The organism is Streptococcus sp. FSL R7-0248 (assembly GCF_037967965.1).
GTDB lineage: Bacteria > Bacillota > Bacilli > Lactobacillales > Streptococcaceae > Streptococcus.
The window spans coordinates 639693-655080 of the sequence record NZ_CP150201.1; the positions used below are offsets into that span (position 1 = coordinate 639693).

General features: G+C 40.5%; 17 protein-coding genes. 10 read left to right on the forward strand and 7 right to left on the reverse strand.

Annotated elements, in window-relative coordinates:
- Positions 1–2: 2 nt before the first annotated feature.
- From NYE32_RS03185 to NYE32_RS03210, 6 genes are all read left to right on the forward strand, one after another.
- Positions 3–341 carry a YlbF/YmcA family competence regulator gene (locus tag NYE32_RS03185; RefSeq protein ID WP_002890462.1) on the forward strand — a complete coding sequence of 113 codons (339 nt, stop codon included), beginning with the start codon at positions 3–5 and terminating at the stop codon, positions 339–341.
- Positions 342–429: 88 nt separating this feature from the next.
- A complete protein-coding gene (locus tag NYE32_RS03190) occupies positions 430–1380 on the forward strand; it encodes an L-lactate dehydrogenase (RefSeq protein WP_110980862.1) in 951 nt (316 codons plus the stop codon).
- An 80-nt stretch (positions 1381–1460) separates the two neighbouring features.
- Complete coding sequence (aroA, locus tag NYE32_RS03195) at positions 1461–2744, forward strand: 3-phosphoshikimate 1-carboxyvinyltransferase (RefSeq protein ID WP_110980861.1); 1284 nt, start codon at positions 1461–1463, stop codon at positions 2742–2744.
- Positions 2737–3228, forward strand: coding sequence for a shikimate kinase (locus NYE32_RS03200; protein WP_107372818.1), 492 nt, complete (start codon positions 2737–2739; stop codon positions 3226–3228). Before aroA ends, NYE32_RS03200 begins: the two co-directional genes overlap by 8 nt.
- Entirely contained in the window at positions 3219–4043 is an 825-nt protein-coding gene (gene pheA / locus NYE32_RS03205; RefSeq protein WP_339157066.1) for a prephenate dehydratase, read from the forward strand. The genes NYE32_RS03200 and pheA overlap by 10 nt, the downstream gene beginning before the upstream one ends.
- Before the next feature lie 11 nt (positions 4044–4054).
- A complete protein-coding gene (locus NYE32_RS03210) occupies positions 4055–5476 on the forward strand; it encodes an LCP family protein (RefSeq protein WP_022496019.1) in 1422 nt (473 codons plus the stop codon).
- Between the two features lie 14 nt (positions 5477–5490).
- Here NYE32_RS03210 and NYE32_RS03215 read toward each other — a convergent pair whose 3' ends face one another.
- The 3 genes from NYE32_RS03215 to NYE32_RS03225 are packed head-to-tail and all read right to left on the reverse strand — an operon-like array spanning position 5491 to position 8105.
- Positions 5491–6429: an ethanolamine utilization protein EutJ gene (locus NYE32_RS03215; protein WP_104020802.1), complete on the reverse strand. Its 939-nt coding sequence runs from the start codon at positions 6427–6429 to the stop codon at positions 5491–5493.
- Between the two features lie 16 nt (positions 6430–6445).
- The gene (locus tag NYE32_RS03220) at positions 6446–7510 is read right to left on the reverse strand and encodes an acyl-CoA dehydrogenase family protein (RefSeq protein WP_004182902.1); all 1065 of its coding nucleotides are present in this window, start codon (positions 7508–7510) and stop codon (positions 6446–6448) included.
- Positions 7511–7556: 46 nt separating this feature from the next.
- The gene (locus NYE32_RS03225) at positions 7557–8105 is read right to left on the reverse strand and encodes a carboxymuconolactone decarboxylase family protein (protein ID WP_002885920.1); all 549 of its coding nucleotides are present in this window, start codon (positions 8103–8105) and stop codon (positions 7557–7559) included.
- Between the two features lie 213 nt (positions 8106–8318).
- Between NYE32_RS03225 and rlmD the strand changes: the two genes are divergently transcribed.
- The 4 genes from rlmD (at position 8319) to msr(D) (ending at position 13420) form a co-directional block, all read left to right on the forward strand.
- Entirely contained in the window at positions 8319–9674 is a 1356-nt protein-coding gene (gene rlmD / locus NYE32_RS03230) for a 23S rRNA (uracil(1939)-C(5))-methyltransferase RlmD (protein ID WP_339157067.1), read from the forward strand.
- 389 nt (positions 9675–10063) lie between these two features.
- Entirely contained in the window at positions 10064–10234 is a 171-nt protein-coding gene (locus NYE32_RS03235) for a hypothetical protein (protein ID WP_000873143.1), read from the forward strand.
- 385 nt (positions 10235–10619) lie between these two features.
- Positions 10620–11837 (forward strand): macrolide efflux MFS transporter Mef(A), encoded by a 1218-nt coding sequence (mef(A), locus tag NYE32_RS03240; protein ID WP_000417519.1) that lies wholly within the window; start codon positions 10620–10622, stop codon positions 11835–11837.
- Between the two features lie 119 nt (positions 11838–11956).
- Positions 11957–13420: an ABC-F type ribosomal protection protein Msr(D) gene (gene msr(D), locus NYE32_RS03245; RefSeq protein ID WP_000420313.1), complete on the forward strand. Its 1464-nt coding sequence runs from the start codon at positions 11957–11959 to the stop codon at positions 13418–13420.
- 117 nt (positions 13421–13537) lie between these two features.
- Here the strand turns inward: msr(D) and NYE32_RS03250 are convergent, their stop codons facing one another.
- Genes NYE32_RS03250 through NYE32_RS03265 form a run of 4 tightly spaced genes read right to left on the reverse strand, consistent with a single transcriptional unit; the run spans position 13538 to position 14782 of the window.
- Positions 13538–13837, reverse strand: a complete 300-nt coding sequence (locus NYE32_RS03250) for a DUF5960 family protein (RefSeq protein WP_001072467.1) — start codon at positions 13835–13837, stop codon at positions 13538–13540.
- The gene (locus NYE32_RS03255; RefSeq protein WP_000567222.1) at positions 13824–14192 is read right to left on the reverse strand and encodes a hypothetical protein; all 369 of its coding nucleotides are present in this window, start codon (positions 14190–14192) and stop codon (positions 13824–13826) included. Before NYE32_RS03255 ends, NYE32_RS03250 begins: the two co-directional genes overlap by 14 nt.
- Before the next feature lie 12 nt (positions 14193–14204).
- Positions 14205–14540: a hypothetical protein gene (locus NYE32_RS03260; protein ID WP_000806926.1), complete on the reverse strand. Its 336-nt coding sequence runs from the start codon at positions 14538–14540 to the stop codon at positions 14205–14207.
- Positions 14537–14782: a hypothetical protein gene (locus NYE32_RS03265; RefSeq protein WP_001813542.1), complete on the reverse strand. Its 246-nt coding sequence runs from the start codon at positions 14780–14782 to the stop codon at positions 14537–14539. Before NYE32_RS03265 ends, NYE32_RS03260 begins: the two co-directional genes overlap by 4 nt.
- Positions 14783–15388 lie beyond the last annotated feature (606 nt).

The following is a 15388-nucleotide window of genomic DNA, read 5'->3' on the forward strand; positions in this document are numbered from 1 at the left end:
AAATGACAAATATTTATGATTTAGCAAATGAGTTGGAACGTGGCATTCGTGCCCTTCCTGAGTACAAAACTTTGGTAGAGAAAAAAGAAGCTATCGCAGCTGATGCTGAGGCTAGTGCTCTTTTCAAAGAGTTCACTGATTTCCAAGAGGATTTCTATGCTAAAATGCAAGCTGGTACAATGCCAACAGCAGAAGAACAAGCAGCTGTTCAAGAATTGGGGCAAAAAGTGGAAGCTAATGCCCTTTTGAAAGAATACTTGGCTGCACAACAAGGCTTGTCTGTTTATTTGAATGATATTGAACGTATCATCTTCAAACCTTTGCAAGAATTGAATAGCTAATCTGAGAGGGTGTGTCAGTTGACAGGCCCTTTTCTGCATTCAAAAGAGATTGTCTAAGAATGAAGATCAAATATTAAGGAGGAAAATGATGGCTCGTAAAATTGGAATTATTGGTATGGGAAATGTTGGAGCTGCGGTAGCTCATGGAGCTATTGCTCAAGGTTTAGCTGATAGTTATGTCTTTATAGATATCAATGAGAAAAAGGCTGAGGCGGATGCCCAGGATTTTAAAGATGCTATGGCCAATCTGCCTAGCTATGCCAACATCGTGGTTAATGATTATGCAGCACTTGAAGATGCTGATGTGATTATTTCATCCCTTGGAAATATTCAGTTACAGCATAATGCCGGTGAGGACCGTTTTGCTGAATTTCCATTTACCCGAGAAGCTGTTTATCAGGTTTCTCAGGAACTCAAAAAATTGGATTTTAAAGGCATACTCTTGGTTATCTCAAACCCTGTAGATGCCGTATCAGCCCTCTATCAAGAGTTCACAGGTTGGCCAAGAGAACGTGTGATTGGGACAGGGACTCTACTCGATACAGCTAGAATGAAGGCAGCGGTAGGAGATGATTTATCAGTCAATCCAAAATCAGTATCCGGCTACAATCTTGGCGAACATGGGAATTCCCAATTTACAGCCTGGAGTCAAGTCAAGGTCAAAGGTCAAGATATTACAGCATTGACCAGTGAAGAAGAGCGTCAAAATCTTTTTATGGCTTCTATGAAGGGTGGCCACAAGGTCTTTTATGGTAAGGGCTATACTTCATACGGCATTGCCAGTGCTGCTCTTCGTTTAGTGGACATTATCCTTTCTGATGCTCAAGAAGAAGTGGCGGTATCTAGCTATCAAGCAGCCTATCAGACCTACCTTGGCTATCCAGTTATTTTAGGACGTCAAGGGGTGGTTGCTCCTGTTCACTTGTCTTTGTCGGCTGAGGAAGATCGTCTTTTGGAGGAGTCTGCTAACTTAATTCGGAACCGTGTTCAAGAGGCAGTTGCCTTTCTAAGAGAAAAGTATACTAATACTAGAGAGTGAATATTTTGACAATTCAGTCTATGGTTAGGCTTTTAATTATGGTATAATGAGAGCAACTATAAAATTTTCAGGAGTAACCTATGAAACTAGAAACCAAGGCACAAGGTCTTCATGGCAGCTTGCGTATCCCTGGTGACAAGTCAATCAGTCACCGTTCGATTATGTTCGGAAGTCTTGCTAAAGGTGTGACAACTGTTCGTGATATTTTACGAGGTGAGGATGTCCTCTCAACCATGCAGGTCTTTCGTGATCTGGGTGTGACTATCGAGGATGACGGTGATGTGGTTCGCATTCACGGTGTTGGTTTTGATGGTCTCAAGGCTCCTCAAAACAAATTGGACATGGGTAACTCTGGAACATCCATTCGCTTGATTTCAGGTGTGCTCGCTGGTCAAGATTTTGATGTAGAGATGTTTGGGGATGATTCCCTTTCAAAACGCCCTATGGACCGTGTGACCATTCCCTTGCGTCAGATGGGTGTAGAGGTATCAGGTCAGACGGACCGCGATTTGCCACCTTTGAAAATGCATGGTAGCAAGTCTCTTAAACCTATTCATTACCTATTGCCTGTGGCCTCTGCTCAGGTTAAATCTGCCCTTATTTTTGCAGCTCTTCAAGCTGATGGCGAATCTGTTATCATCGAGAAGGAAAAAACACGTAACCATACGGAAGATATGATTCAGCAGTTTGGTGGTCAGCTTCAGGTAGATGGCAAGGAAATTCGTATTTCTGGTGGCCAAACTTTCACTGCTCAAGAAGTTGTGGTTCCAGGTGACATTTCTTCAGCTGCCTTTTGGTTGGTAGCAGGGCTTGTGGTACCTAACTCTAAGATTGTCTTGGAAAATGTTGGTATCAACGAGACGCGTACGGGTATCATTGATGTGATCAAAGACATGGGTGGTAAGATTACCCTTTCAGATATTGACCAGGTTGCTAAATCTGCGACCATTACGGTTGAAACTTCAGAACTTAAAGGAACTGAAATTGGTGGAGATATCATTCCACGTTTGATTGATGAACTTCCAATTATTACACTCTTGGCGACACAAGCCCAAGGTAAGACTGTGATTCGTGATGCTGAAGAACTTAAGGTCAAAGAGACTGACCGTATTCAGGTGGTAGCGGATGCCTTGAATGCTATGGGTGCTGATATTGTACCAACTGAGGATGGTATGATTATCACTGGTAAGACGGCTCTTCATGGGGCAGAGGTTAATACCTTGGGTGACCACCGTATTGGTATGATGACAGCTATTGCTGCCCTTTTGGTTCAAGATGGTGAGGTTGACTTGCAACGTGCGGAAGCTATCAATACAAGTTACCCAAGCTTCTTTAGTGACTTGGAAGGATTGCTCCATGGCTAAGGTTTTATTGGGCTTTATGGGAGTTGGTAAGAGTTCCGTCGCCCCATACCTGGATGGTCGTTTTGTGGATATGGATCAGGTCATCGAGGAGAAAATCGGCATGACCATTGCTGATTTTTTTGCAAAAGAAGGTGAAGCAGCCTTTCGTCAGATTGAGTCTGAGACTTTGGAGGAACTCCTTCAAGAGGGAGATGACGTCATCATCTCTACTGGAGGTGGTGTCGTTGTGACGGAGCGCAATCGTCAGCTCTTGACGAAAAATCGTAAGCATAACGTTTGGCTCCATGCTTCTTTCGATGTGGTCTATGAACGCATTGAAAAGGATACCAAGAATCAGCGCCCACTCTTTCTCAATCATTCCAAAGAGGATTTTAAGGCTATTTATGACGGTCGAATGGCACTCTATCAAGATTTAGCAGATTTGGTTGTCACAGTTGATAACCGAACGCCAGAAGAAGTAGCAAGGTTTATCAAATGTATGTAGGTTATTTGGGCCCAAGTGGGTCGTTTACGCATAATGCAGCCTTAAAGGCTTTTCCTGAGGCAGAATTGGTTTCATTAGGTACCATTACCGAGGTTATCAAGTCTTATGAAGAGGGACGTGTGGATTATGCAATCATTCCGGTGGAAAATTCCATTGAGGGCTCTGTTCATGAGAGTTTAGACTATCTCTTCCATCAGGCCGATATTCGTGCTATGGCAGAGATTGTTCAGCCCATCAAGCAGCAGTTGATGGCGACTAAACATCATGAGAAAATTGAGAAAATCTTCTCACACCCACAGGCCATTGCTCAAGGGAAAAAGTATATTAAACAGCATTTTCCACATGCCAAGATTGAGACAACAGCAAGTACAGCCTTTGCGGCTCGTTTTGTCGCTGATAATCCAGATCAGCCTTATGCAGCAATCGCTCCACATGCAGCTGCTAAGGAATACGGTCTTCAAATATTGGCTAAGGATATTCAGGAGATTGAAAAGAATTATACCCGCTTTTGGGTGTTGGGGAACACCGTTCCTGAGATTCCGCTCAATCAGATTGATTGCAAATTAACGCTGGCCTTGACCCTGCCTGACAATATGCCAGGGGCACTTTACAAGGCCCTATCGACCTTTGCCTGGCGAGGCATTGACTTGACCAAGATTGAAAGCCGTCCGTTGAAGACGGTACTTGGCGAGTATTTCTTCATTATTGATTGTGATTATACAAAGGAAAAGTTGGCTCAGTTCGCTCTTGAAGAGCTAACTGCAGTTGGAATTGGATATAAAATCTTGGGTGCTTACCAAGTCTATGAAATTTAAAGGGAAATCTTATGACCAAATCTAACAATGGGCCGTTTACGCATCATGAACGGTTACGTTACAGCTATCTTTTAAAAAATCTTGCTCACCTGAATGGACAGCAGGCTTCAGAATTCAATTATCTCCAAGGAAAGTTAGATGCCTATGAAGCTGAGCGGAGATATCAAGCGCAAAGAGAGGACTATCAAGCAGCATGGCGTCAGCCTTATGACAATCGTTATGACTACTATCAAGAGCGTGATTATGAGGCTGCCAATCAGCTGACAGAGGAAGGGCTTCCCATCTATCGAGAGGAAGTTGCTCAAAGTCAACCTAAACGTAAAAAGGTTCAAAGACAAGCGTCCCCTTCAGCAACGTCGGCTCCAAGGTCCAAGTCGCAAGTAGCCAAGAAGAAGCGACCAAAGAAAAAGAGAAGGCTCAAGAAGGTTGTTAAGCTAGTACTTAGTTGCTTGAGTCTTGGAGTTGTGTTCCTAGTGATAGCCATGGCCTATCAATTTTACAAGGGAACAGACCTTTCTGCCGCGGGTAATAATGGTAAATCCTACCAGCCTGCCATAGTTGAGACCTTTAATGGTAAGGATACCAAGGATGGGGTCAATATCCTTATTCTAGGTTCTGACCAGCGCGTTAGCCAAGAATCTACCGATGCCAGAACAGACTCCATTATGGTAGTCAATGTGGGCAATAAAGAAGGTAAGGTTAAGATGGTTAGCTTTATGCGAGACACCTTAGTCAATATCAAGGGGGCTTCAGAAACCGACTATTCTCAGGACTTGAAACTCAATACGGCTTTCAATATTGGTGAGCAAAATAATCATCAAGGGGCAGAGCTCATGCGTGAGACGCTCAAACGCAACTTTGATATTGATATCAAGTACTATGCCATGGTTGACTTTGAAACCTTTGCGACAGGGGTTGATACCCTCTTCCCAAATGGTGTAGAAATCAATGCGAAGTTTGCGACCATCGATGGTAAAAAAGTATCTTCGGTTCAAGTTCCAGATGATTTGAAGATGGACAAGAACGGTCACGTGCCAAATCAAACCATTAAAGTTGGTAAGCAAGATATGGATGGCCGCACCCTTCTGAATTATGCCCGTTTCCGTAAGGATGACGAGGGAGATTATGGCCGTACCAAGCGCCAGCAACAAGTGATGCAGGCTGTCATGAAGCAGCTTAAGAATCCACTTAGCCTCTTCAAAGGGCCTGAGGCTTTGGGGAAGGTCTACTCTCTAACCTCAACCAATATGAGTATGACAGACATGTTGGACTTGGGACTTTCAAATGCTGGAAGTTTCAAAAAAGGGATCAATTCGCAAACCATTCCTTCAGATGGTGATTGGATTGACAGCTATGATTTGTATGGCGGTCAAGGGATTGAAATTGATTTTGACACTTATCAGGCAAAATTAAAAGAACTAGGATTTAGATAAGAAAGGAAGCAGGTTCACACTGAACCTGCTTCTTTTTTGGTATTAAGAGCTTGTATAAGCGCCTTGTATAAGAGTTTTAGAAAATGATAGAGCAAATAGGTCATGATAAGAAGAATAATGACGAACTCTACCTTATAAATCAATTGGGTAGCTGGATTGACTAAACCCAGACTTGTGGTAGCTGCCTTAAAAGCATTGACACTATTGACCAAGGGAAAGCTAAAAGCTGCAAAAAGTGGCATAAAGCCTTTTCTAACCAGTTTTACAAAGAGATTAAGAGCGTAGAAAAAGAATGCTTGTGAGAATAGAAGTAGGGCAAGTAAAATAATAGTTGCGGGTCTTTGATTACTCTTGATTGAGCTGGTGATGAGAAGGGCCAGAGGTGCTGCTAAAATGGCAAGTATAGGCTGATATAGATGAGGGATGGCTATCTGTTTCATTCTCCATAAAACAAGTGGAAAGAGGACCAGAGTCGCTAATCCCGTTACTCCCAGAATAAGTCCCTTGATGCTAGTTGGAACACTAGCCGGTACTGTCACAAGACTGATAGCAGGGCCAACATAGACCACGAACCAGCTTGGAAAGACTTGGTTCAAAGATAGTGGGCGCATAAAACGCAGACTGAAAAAAATAATATAGGCAATATAAAGTCCAAGGAGCCCAAACCAAGTCACACTTAAACCTATTTGAGCTAGTGGAAGGCGGCTGGCAAAGAGAAAGGCAGCCATAAAGTAGCTAGCAAAGGCCGAAGCAATGACTGGATTGTGCAAATCTTCCCTTACTTGTTCGAAGCCAAGAATCAAGCGTCCTAGTATAAGCATAAAACCTATACTTGCCAGAAACCAAATGCCCTGAGCAATCAGGGCATAGTGGTTTATTTGATTGGATAAACTAAAGAGGGCAAGAACTAGACTAGATAGGGCCAAGGGAATTTTCTTAAAAAATACCTTCATTGGTCTACCGGCCTTTCTAGCTAGCTGCAAGAATGTGACGAAGCTGTACCGCACTCGGAGATACAATTGGAAGGAAGACGCCTTCATTCCAACGACGGATAAAGCTTGACTCTGATTCTTTCAAATAGCCACGACCACCACTAGCCTGAAGTTCGAGGAGCAGGCTGTTGGCTACGACGTCGACAATATCGATACGCAATTGGAAAAGTTCACGTGGTTTTTCAATAAAATAATTAGCATCATTAAGACCCGCAAAGAGTTGGTCTTGAATAGCAAGAAGATTTCCACGTGTTGCTTCAAATTCCTCACGAAGAACGCTACGGTTACTGTTTAGACTAGCTTCAACCTCATCAAGAGAACGTTGTGCCAAACCAAAGGCAAGACCAAACTGGAAGCCAAGGAAGTTCGGACGTGTTTTGGCAATATAGTCTGTACCTTCTTTTGAAAGGACCCAATTAGGATCTAACTTAACGTGATCAAAAGTAAGAGAGGCAGTGTTAGCACCTTGAAGGGAAACAAATTCCAAATCTTCAGAACGGCTGAGGCCCTCAGCTTCAGATGGAATGGTGATAATCCAAGGTTGGCTACCATCTTTAAAGTCAGCAGCAAAGAGAGCAGCGAATTTATCAGAACGAAGGTTAGTCACCCAAGGCAAACGACCATCGAGATAGTAGTCATCACCTTCTTGGCTGATAGTAACATTCAATTCTTCAATATCAGACAAAAATTTGACTGCATTAGACAAGCCAGTTCCACCAGCACGCTCACCAGTATACAATTCTTTCAACCATGTTTCACGAGGGTAAGCATTGTCGCTAGCTAGGATATACTCGATGAAAGTACGGTGTCCCCAAGAAATAAAGGAAGCTGTCAAAGAATGTTGTGCCAATTCATTAAGCACATCAACAACTTGAGTAGGACCACCACCTAGGCCATCAAACTCAGCAGGTACGCCGATTTTAAAGACGTCGTTTTCAGCAATTTTTTCAAGAAGTTGGTCCGCAATTGGTCCAGACTCTTGGTCAATATGGTCAGCGTTGGTGTCCAACCAAGTAAGGAATTCTTTTGAAAAATGTGACATAGGCTTAGGTCCTCCTCTAGTTTATCTTTATCAGTTTATCTTTGCATTAAGCGAATTCTTGAAGTTCAGGGTTAATTGGTGTTTGTGCGAGATTGTTAGCGTAGTTACACAAGCTTGCAAGGCTGACACCCAAGATAACGTCAAGGGCATTTTGTGCAGTGTAGCCAGCTTCCAAGAAGTCATTGTAGGCTTCGTCACCAACAGCACCTTTGGTATTAATCACGGCAATAGTGAATTTAGCAAGGGTATCAAGTTTTGGATCATCTTCGATTGGTGTACGGTTACGAAGGGCTTCCAAAAGTTGAGGTGTCATTTGGATTTGCTTGATTGAAAAGGCTGTATGACCTGCCACACAGAAGGCACAGCCATTAGTAACAGCAGCTGTAATTTGAACAACCTCACGTTCAGTTGGTGTCAATGAATTGCGACGGTTGATTTCACCGACAGTACGGTAAGTTTCAAGCGCAGTTGGCGCATTAGCAAGGAGACCAATCAAGTTTGGAATGTATCCCCCATTGGCATCTTTGACTGTTTGAAGGACGTCTTTGACTTCTTCTGGTGCAGTTTCGATTGTATGAATGGTAATATCTGGCATGATTATTCTCCTTTATATAGAAACGACATCTAGCTAGGTTGCTAAGTCGTTTAATTTTTTGTCATGGACCTATGATAGCACTGTATGACTTTTCTGAAAAATCTATATTATTTATGGCCAGCCATAAATTTAATTTATATGTGCTATAATGGAGGGTAGTAAAAGGCTTTAGAAGATATGTTTAAGCCCTATAAGAGTAAAGAAAGTTGAATTATGTTAAATAAAAACGATATTGTAGAAGTTGAAATTGTCGATTTGACACATGAAGGAGCAGGCGTTGCCAAGGTGGACGGCTTTGTCTTTTTCGTGGATAACGCCCTTCCAGGTGAAGTCATCAAGATGCGCGTGCTTAAGCTCAAGAAAAATATCGGCTTTGGTAAGGTTGAGGAGTATGTGACCCTTTCACCAAATCGTAATCAGGATATTGATGCGACCTACCTCCGTTCAGGGATTGCTGATTTTGGCCATATGACCTACGAGGAGCAGCTCAAGTTCAAGCGTAAACAAGTTGTGGACAACCTCTATAAGACAGCAGGTATCTCAGACGTAGAGGTCGCTGAAACATTGGGGATGGAGACGCCTTACGCCTACCGTAATAAGGCGCAAGTGCCCGTTCGCCGTGTTAAAGGTCAGCTTGAAACAGGTTTCTACCGCAAGAATTCTCACGACTTGATTCCAATTGAAGATTTCCTCATCCAAGACAAGGAAATTGATAAACTCATTGTCTTTGTCCGTGATCTTCTTCGCCGCTATGACCTCAAACCTTATGATGAGAAGGAGCAGACAGGGTTAATTCGTCATTTGGTGGTTCGTCGTGGCCACTATTCAGGTCAGATGATGCTGGTCTTTGTAACGACTAGACCAAAAATTTTCCGTATTGACCAAGTCATTGCTAAGATTACGGAAGCCTTCCCAAATGTTGTTTCTATCATCCAAAACATCAACGATAAGAACACTAACGCCATCTTTGGCAAGGAGTTCCGCACCCTTTATGGTCAAGACACCATCACAGACAGTATGTTGGGTAATGACTATGAGATTTCTGCCCAGTCTTTCTATCAGGTTAACACCGAAATGGCTGAGAAACTCTATCAAACAGCCATTGACTTCTCAGACCTAAACAGCGACAGCATTGTTATTGATGCCTATTCAGGTATCGGGACAATCGGTTTGTCGTTCGCCAAACAGGTCAAGGAAGTCTATGGCGTTGAAGTCATCGAAACAGCCGTCGAAGATGCTAAGAAAAATGCAGAACGCAACGGCATTACTAATGCCCACTATGTGGCTGATTCAGCTGAAAATGCCATGACTAAGTGGAGTAAGAATGGCATCAAACCAGACGTCATCATTGTGGATCCACCACGTAAGGGCTTGACTGAAAGCTTCATCAAAGCCAGTGTTGCCATGCAACCTGAGAAGATTACTTACGTCTCATGTAACCCAGCAACCATGGCGCGTGATATCAAACTCTACCAAGAATTGGGATATGAATTGAAGAAAGTACAACCGGTTGATTTATTTCCGCAAACGCACCACGTGGAGTGTGTAGCTTTGCTCGTAAAAGCCTAGAACCTTTGAACGAAAGGGATAATGAAAAGCCTTGATTGCAAGGCTTTTTGCTTTATGGTGGGGAAGTATTAGAGTAAGTAATTTTTGGAGTGAGTGGAAGTGATAGTTAGGAATTCTCAAATTCTATTTCCATTTACCCTGTGGGTACGTGTTTGTTTCCATTGACAAGGAGTTTGTGGGAATAGAAATGTACCCACCTTGTTTGAATCAAGTGAAGTGTAGTTGAAGGAAATCTGTTGAAAGCAATACTTCATTTTACCGAATAAGTAATAATTTAGGCAACTTCAAATCGATTAAAAAAAACTATTTTAAAGGTTAAGAGTAGACAAAAATTGTCCACTCTTTTTTGCAAACTCAATTTATCAATAAATGAAATGAGGGAATGTAAAATGAAATATTTTGAGGTTGAGTTAGAAAATCCTGATGAATTTTTAAAACTACAAACAGAAGATTTTGTGAAAGCTAATCGCTTGCTACTAAGGAAGATAATCCAGAGCGTTACAGTCTATGAAGAAAACTTCGTCATATCCTTTAAATCTGGCATCGAATTGGAAGTATGAGTCTCATTCCATAACTTTTATATTGAACATATCATCTTGTTGTGTTATACTATAAGTTGATATAAACAAAGATGTAGGAGGAACCGAAACTATGACAGCCTCAATGCGTTTAAGATAAGCTGGCAATAAAAAAAGCAGAATCTATACCCGATGATAGGCTTTTTTGTTGTGCTTATTTATACGATATTGAGCATTCATTAGTTACGGTGAGGATATTGGTTATTTAACTATACCTTTATTTAACTATGTCTTTAATATGAATGTTTCCAAATTGTATGTATGCAGACCAAAAGCCACATTGTGGGGTTTGGCCTGCATTTTTTATTGCCTAGAATGCTATTCAAAATAGAAATTCAAGCAAAATAATATGCAGGAGATAATATAAATGGAAAAATACAACAATTGGAAACGAAAATTTTATGCAATATGGGCAGGGCAAGCAGTATCATTAATCACTAGTGCCATCCTGCAAATGGCGATTATTTTTTACCTTACAGAAAAAACAGGATCTGCGATGGTCTTGTCTATGGCTTCATTAGTAGGTTTTTTACCCTATGCGATTTTGGGACCTGCCATTGGTGTGCTAGTGGATCGTCATGATAGGAAGAAGATAATGATTGGTGCCGATTTAATTATCGCAGCAGCTGGTGCAGTGCTTGCTATTGTTGCATTCTGTATGGAGCTACCTGTCTGGATGATTATGATAGTATTGTTTATCCGTAGCATTGGAACAGCTTTTCATACCCCAGCACTCAATGCGGTTACACCACTTTTAGTACCAGAAGAACAGCTAACGAAATGCGCAGGCTATAGTCAGTCTTTGCAGTCTATAAGCTATATTGTTAGTCCGGCAGTTGCAGCACTCTTATACTCCGTTTGGGATTTAAATGCTATTATTGCCATCGACGTATTGGGTGCTGTGATTGCATCTATTACGGTAGCAATTGTACGTATACCTAAGCTGGGTAATCAAGTGCAAAGTTTAGAACCAAATTTCATAAGGGAGATGAAAGAAGGAGTTGTGGTTCTGAGACAAAACAAAGGATTGTTTGCCTTATTACTCTTAGGAACACTATATACTTTTGTTTATATGCCAATCAATGCACTATTTCCTTTAATAAGCATGGAACACTTTAATGGAACACCTGTGCATATTTCTATTACGGAAATTTCCTTTGCATTTGGGATGCTAGCAGGAGGCTTATTATTAGGAAGATTAGGGGGCTTCGAAAAGCATGTATTACTAATAACAAGTTCATTTTTTATAATGGGGACCAGTTTAGCCGTTTCGGGAATACTTCCTCCAAATGGATTTGTAATATTCGTAGTTTGCTGTGCAATAATGGGGCTTTCGGTGCCATTTTATAGCGGTGTGCAAACAGCTCTTTTTCAGGAGAAAATTAAGCCTGAATATTTAGGACGTGTATTTTCTTTGATCGGAAGTATCATGTCACTTGCTATGCCAATTGGGTTAATTCTTTCTGGATTCTTTGCTGATAAAATCGGTGTAAATCATTGGTTTTTACTATCAGGTATTTTAATTATTGGCATTGCTATAGTTTGCCAAATGATAACTGAGGTTAGAAAATTAGATTTAAAATAAACAATATTGGAGGAATATTTATGTATCTTATTTTCATGTAACTCTTCCTGCTAAAATCGCAGGGTTTTCCCTGCATACAAGCAAATGAAAGCATGCGATTATAGACAGGAGGAAATGTTATGGAATTAATATTAAAAGCAAAAGACATTCGTGTGGAATTCAAAGGACGCGATGTTTTAGATATAAATGAATTAGAAGTATATGATTATGACCGTATTGGTTTAGTAGGAGCAAATGGTGCTGGAAAAAGCACTTTACTCAGGGTACTTTTAGGAGAATTAACTCCCCCAGGATGTAAAATGAATCGTCTGGGTGAACTTGCCTATATTCCCCAGTTGGACGAAGTAACTCTGCAGGAGGAAAAAGATTTTGCACTTGTAGGCAAGCTAGGTGTTGAGCAATTAAATATACAGACTATGAGCGGTGGTGAAGAAACAAGGCTTAAAATAGCACAGGCCTTATCGGCACAGGTTCATGGTATTTTAGCGGATGAACCTACGAGCCATTTAGACCGTGAAGGAATTGATTTTCTAATAGGACAGCTAAAATATTTTACAGGTGCACTGTTAGTTATTAGCCATGACCGCTATTTTCTTGATGAAATAGTAGATAAAATATGGGAACTGAAAGATGGCAAAATCACTGAGTATTGGGGAAACTATTCTGATTATCTTCGTCAGAAAGAGGAAGAACGTAAGAGCCAAGCTGCAGAATACGAACAATTTATTGCGGAACGTGCCCGATTGGAAAGGGCTGCGGAGGAAAAGCGAAAACAGGCTCGTAAAATAGAACAGAAGGCAAAAGGTTCTTCAAAGAAAAAAAGTACTGAAGACGGAGGGCGTTTAGCTCATCAAAAATCAATAGGAAGTAAGGAAAAAAAGATGTATAATGCTGCTAAAACCCTAGAGCACAGGATTGCGGCCTTAGGAAAAGTAGAAGCTCCGGAAGGCATTCGCAGAATTCGTTTCAGGCAAAGTAAAGCATTGGAGCTCCATAATCCATACCCTATAGTCGGTGCAGAAATTAATAAAGTATTTGGGGATAAGGCTCTGTTTGAAAATGCATCTTTTCAAATTCCGTTAGGAGCAAAAGTGGCGTTAACTGGTGGTAATGGAATCGGAAAAACAACTTTAATCCAAATGATCTTAAACCATGAAGAAGGAATTTCTATTTCGCCTAAGGCAAAAATAGGTTACTTTGCACAGAATGGTTACAAGTACAACAGTAATCAGAATGTTATGGAGTTTATGCAGAAGGATTGTGACTACAATATATCAGAAATTCGTTCAGTGCTAGCATCTATGGGGTTCAAACAGAACGATATTGGAAAAAGTTTATCTGTTTTAAGCGGTGGAGAAATTATAAAATTGTTGCTTGCTAAAATGCTCATGGGTAGATATAACATCCTAATAATGGATGAACCCAGTAACTTCCTTGACATACCAAGTTTAGAGGCTTTGGAAATACTAATGAAGGAGTACACCGGAACTATCGTGTTTATCACCCACGATAAACGATTACTCGAAAATGTAGCAGATGTAGTTTATGAAATTAGAGATAAGAAAATAAATCTGAAACATTAAATTTAAGGTAGTCGCTGGTCAGTATAGTCTGTTCTGGTTGGCGACTCCATTGTTAAAGAGTATAAAGACTTTAGATTTTATGAATATTAAAAATAGGAACAGTCAATTGAACTGCTCCTATTTTTCTGCTAAATATATTGTAGTTTTCTTATATGTATAATGATAGATTAGCGGATTCTCATCTACGGTACTTACTTCAAATATGAAGAAGTGATCGCGGTTATCTCTGGACTTTTCCTTATTGAGGACAAAGTAATTCTTACGTGAAGTCGCCATTGTTTTTAGGATATCATCAGTTAGGAAGGTCAATGGAATATTCATGTTAGAGTAGCGGTAGAAGTCACGTTCAAAATCTTGGTAGCTCTCGCTATAATAGTCCATTTGTAGGTGATTACGCTGAAACTCAAGCTGATTCATAGAGCACCTCCTCGACAAGTTCAATACTAATAATGTCTTTTAATTTCAAATTGATGTGACCTGTTGTAGTTTTTATCAAAATGAAATCTTTGGTCAGACTTGGTATTGTTCCAGTGTAGGAAACACGCTTGTTTTTTTCAATCACTTGAATGCGTGTGCGTAGCTGCCCGGCGTATACTTGACTGAGGAGTAATAATTTCTTCTCTAGTGATAAGTCAGACATGTACGTTACTTTGTTTGTATCATCAGAGAGTGCTGATGCATGTTCAGATAGGAAAAAGCCCATCCATTTTTGCATCTTTGTATCCTGGTACTCTCTTGCTGATTGAAATGGTAAATATGAACGGTCAATCATATCAAATCCTTTCTATGCAGAGGCAAGGGTATTTTTATCAAATTGAATCGTAAAACCTTGAATTCCCCCACCTGTGTAACATTCTTTAAAGCGATTGATTACCTCAGTATAGATTATCACAGATGAGCTTGTTGGCTTAATGCTAAATGTAAATTCCAATGGTAATCGGTTTTCAGATTTAGCATGTACTAGTCGTATCGATATTTCAGTTGTTTTGAGTTTTCTCTGACGAAGTTTTGAAGTTGCTGTTTCAACGATTCCATGTAAAAATCTTTCAAGCATTTCAATATCATTACATCCTTTGCTACGGATTTCTGAAAATTGTACTGTATTTTTTTCTTGTTTCATTTTAATCCCTCCAATCCACCCGCGGAATGACCACCGATAAGTTTACTGCGTTCAATATTTCTGGAACCTTCAGTTAGGACGGTTCCTTTTTGTATGGCTAAAAAACCAAACTGTTCTCTGACAACATCAATAGCTGTCTGAAGTCTATTATCTTTTTCAATTTGTTCTACATCATCAAAGAGTGATAGTAGAGTATAGCTTTCATCTACGAAGCCACTATAAGATACACCAATTTGTCTCACTGCACCAGAGGTGTATTTTTTCGGAATAATACAAGTACATGACTCACCATTGTTTTGGGGAGATTTGCGGGTTCAATTTTATTCTGAGCATTTATAGATTTTTTCATCTCAGTCCTAGAATAGCCAATATGAATAGAAACGACAGTAGTCAATACTAGGGCTACTGTTCCGTTCCACAGTATCATTTAAAAATCATTTTCACACCCTTTCGTCTATTAGTATAGAAGAAAGCTCTCAGCACACGTGGAGTGTGTAGCTTTGCTCGTAAAAGCCTAGAACCTTTGAACGAAAGGGATAATGAAAAGCCTTGATTGCAAGGCTTTTTGCTTTATGGTGGGGAAGTATTAGAGTAAGTAATTTTTGGAGTGAGTGGAAGTGATAGTTAGGAATTCTCAAATTCTATTTCCATTTACACTGTGGGTACGTTTTTATTTCCATTGACAAGGAGTTTGAGGGAATAGAAACGTACCCACCTATATGAAAAAATCACGAAAGGTTTGATCTATGGAAATCAGTAGAAATTAGGTGATACAATAACACGTTATAAAAACCTTGAAATCAGTATGTTTCAAGGTTTTAAGTACTCTTACGGATAGCATTGGGAAC

Coding starts and splice junctions, on each gene's coding strand:
- NYE32_RS03185 (WP_002890462.1), top strand. CDS start 3: ATGACAAATATTTATGATTTAGCAAATGAGTTGGAACGTGGCATTCGT.
- NYE32_RS03190 (WP_110980862.1), top strand. CDS start 430: ATGGCTCGTAAAATTGGAATTATTGGTATGGGAAATGTTGGAGCTGCG.
- aroA (WP_110980861.1), top strand. CDS start 1,461: ATGAAACTAGAAACCAAGGCACAAGGTCTTCATGGCAGCTTGCGTATC.
- NYE32_RS03200 (WP_107372818.1), top strand. CDS start 2,737: ATGGCTAAGGTTTTATTGGGCTTTATGGGAGTTGGTAAGAGTTCCGTC.
- pheA (WP_339157066.1), top strand. CDS start 3,219: ATGTATGTAGGTTATTTGGGCCCAAGTGGGTCGTTTACGCATAATGCA.
- NYE32_RS03210 (WP_022496019.1), top strand. CDS start 4,055: ATGACCAAATCTAACAATGGGCCGTTTACGCATCATGAACGGTTACGT.
- NYE32_RS03215 (WP_104020802.1), bottom strand. CDS start 6,429: ATGAAGGTATTTTTTAAGAAAATTCCCTTGGCCCTATCTAGTCTAGTT.
- NYE32_RS03220 (WP_004182902.1), bottom strand. CDS start 7,510: ATGTCACATTTTTCAAAAGAATTCCTTACTTGGTTGGACACCAACGCT.
- NYE32_RS03225 (WP_002885920.1), bottom strand. CDS start 8,105: ATGCCAGATATTACCATTCATACAATCGAAACTGCACCAGAAGAAGTC.
- rlmD (WP_339157067.1), top strand. CDS start 8,319: ATGTTAAATAAAAACGATATTGTAGAAGTTGAAATTGTCGATTTGACA.
- NYE32_RS03235 (WP_000873143.1), top strand. CDS start 10,064: ATGAAATATTTTGAGGTTGAGTTAGAAAATCCTGATGAATTTTTAAAA.
- NYE32_RS03250 (WP_001072467.1), bottom strand. CDS start 13,837: ATGAATCAGCTTGAGTTTCAGCGTAATCACCTACAAATGGACTATTAT.
- NYE32_RS03255 (WP_000567222.1), bottom strand. CDS start 14,192: ATGATTGACCGTTCATATTTACCATTTCAATCAGCAAGAGAGTACCAG.
- NYE32_RS03260 (WP_000806926.1), bottom strand. CDS start 14,540: ATGAAACAAGAAAAAAATACAGTACAATTTTCAGAAATCCGTAGCAAA.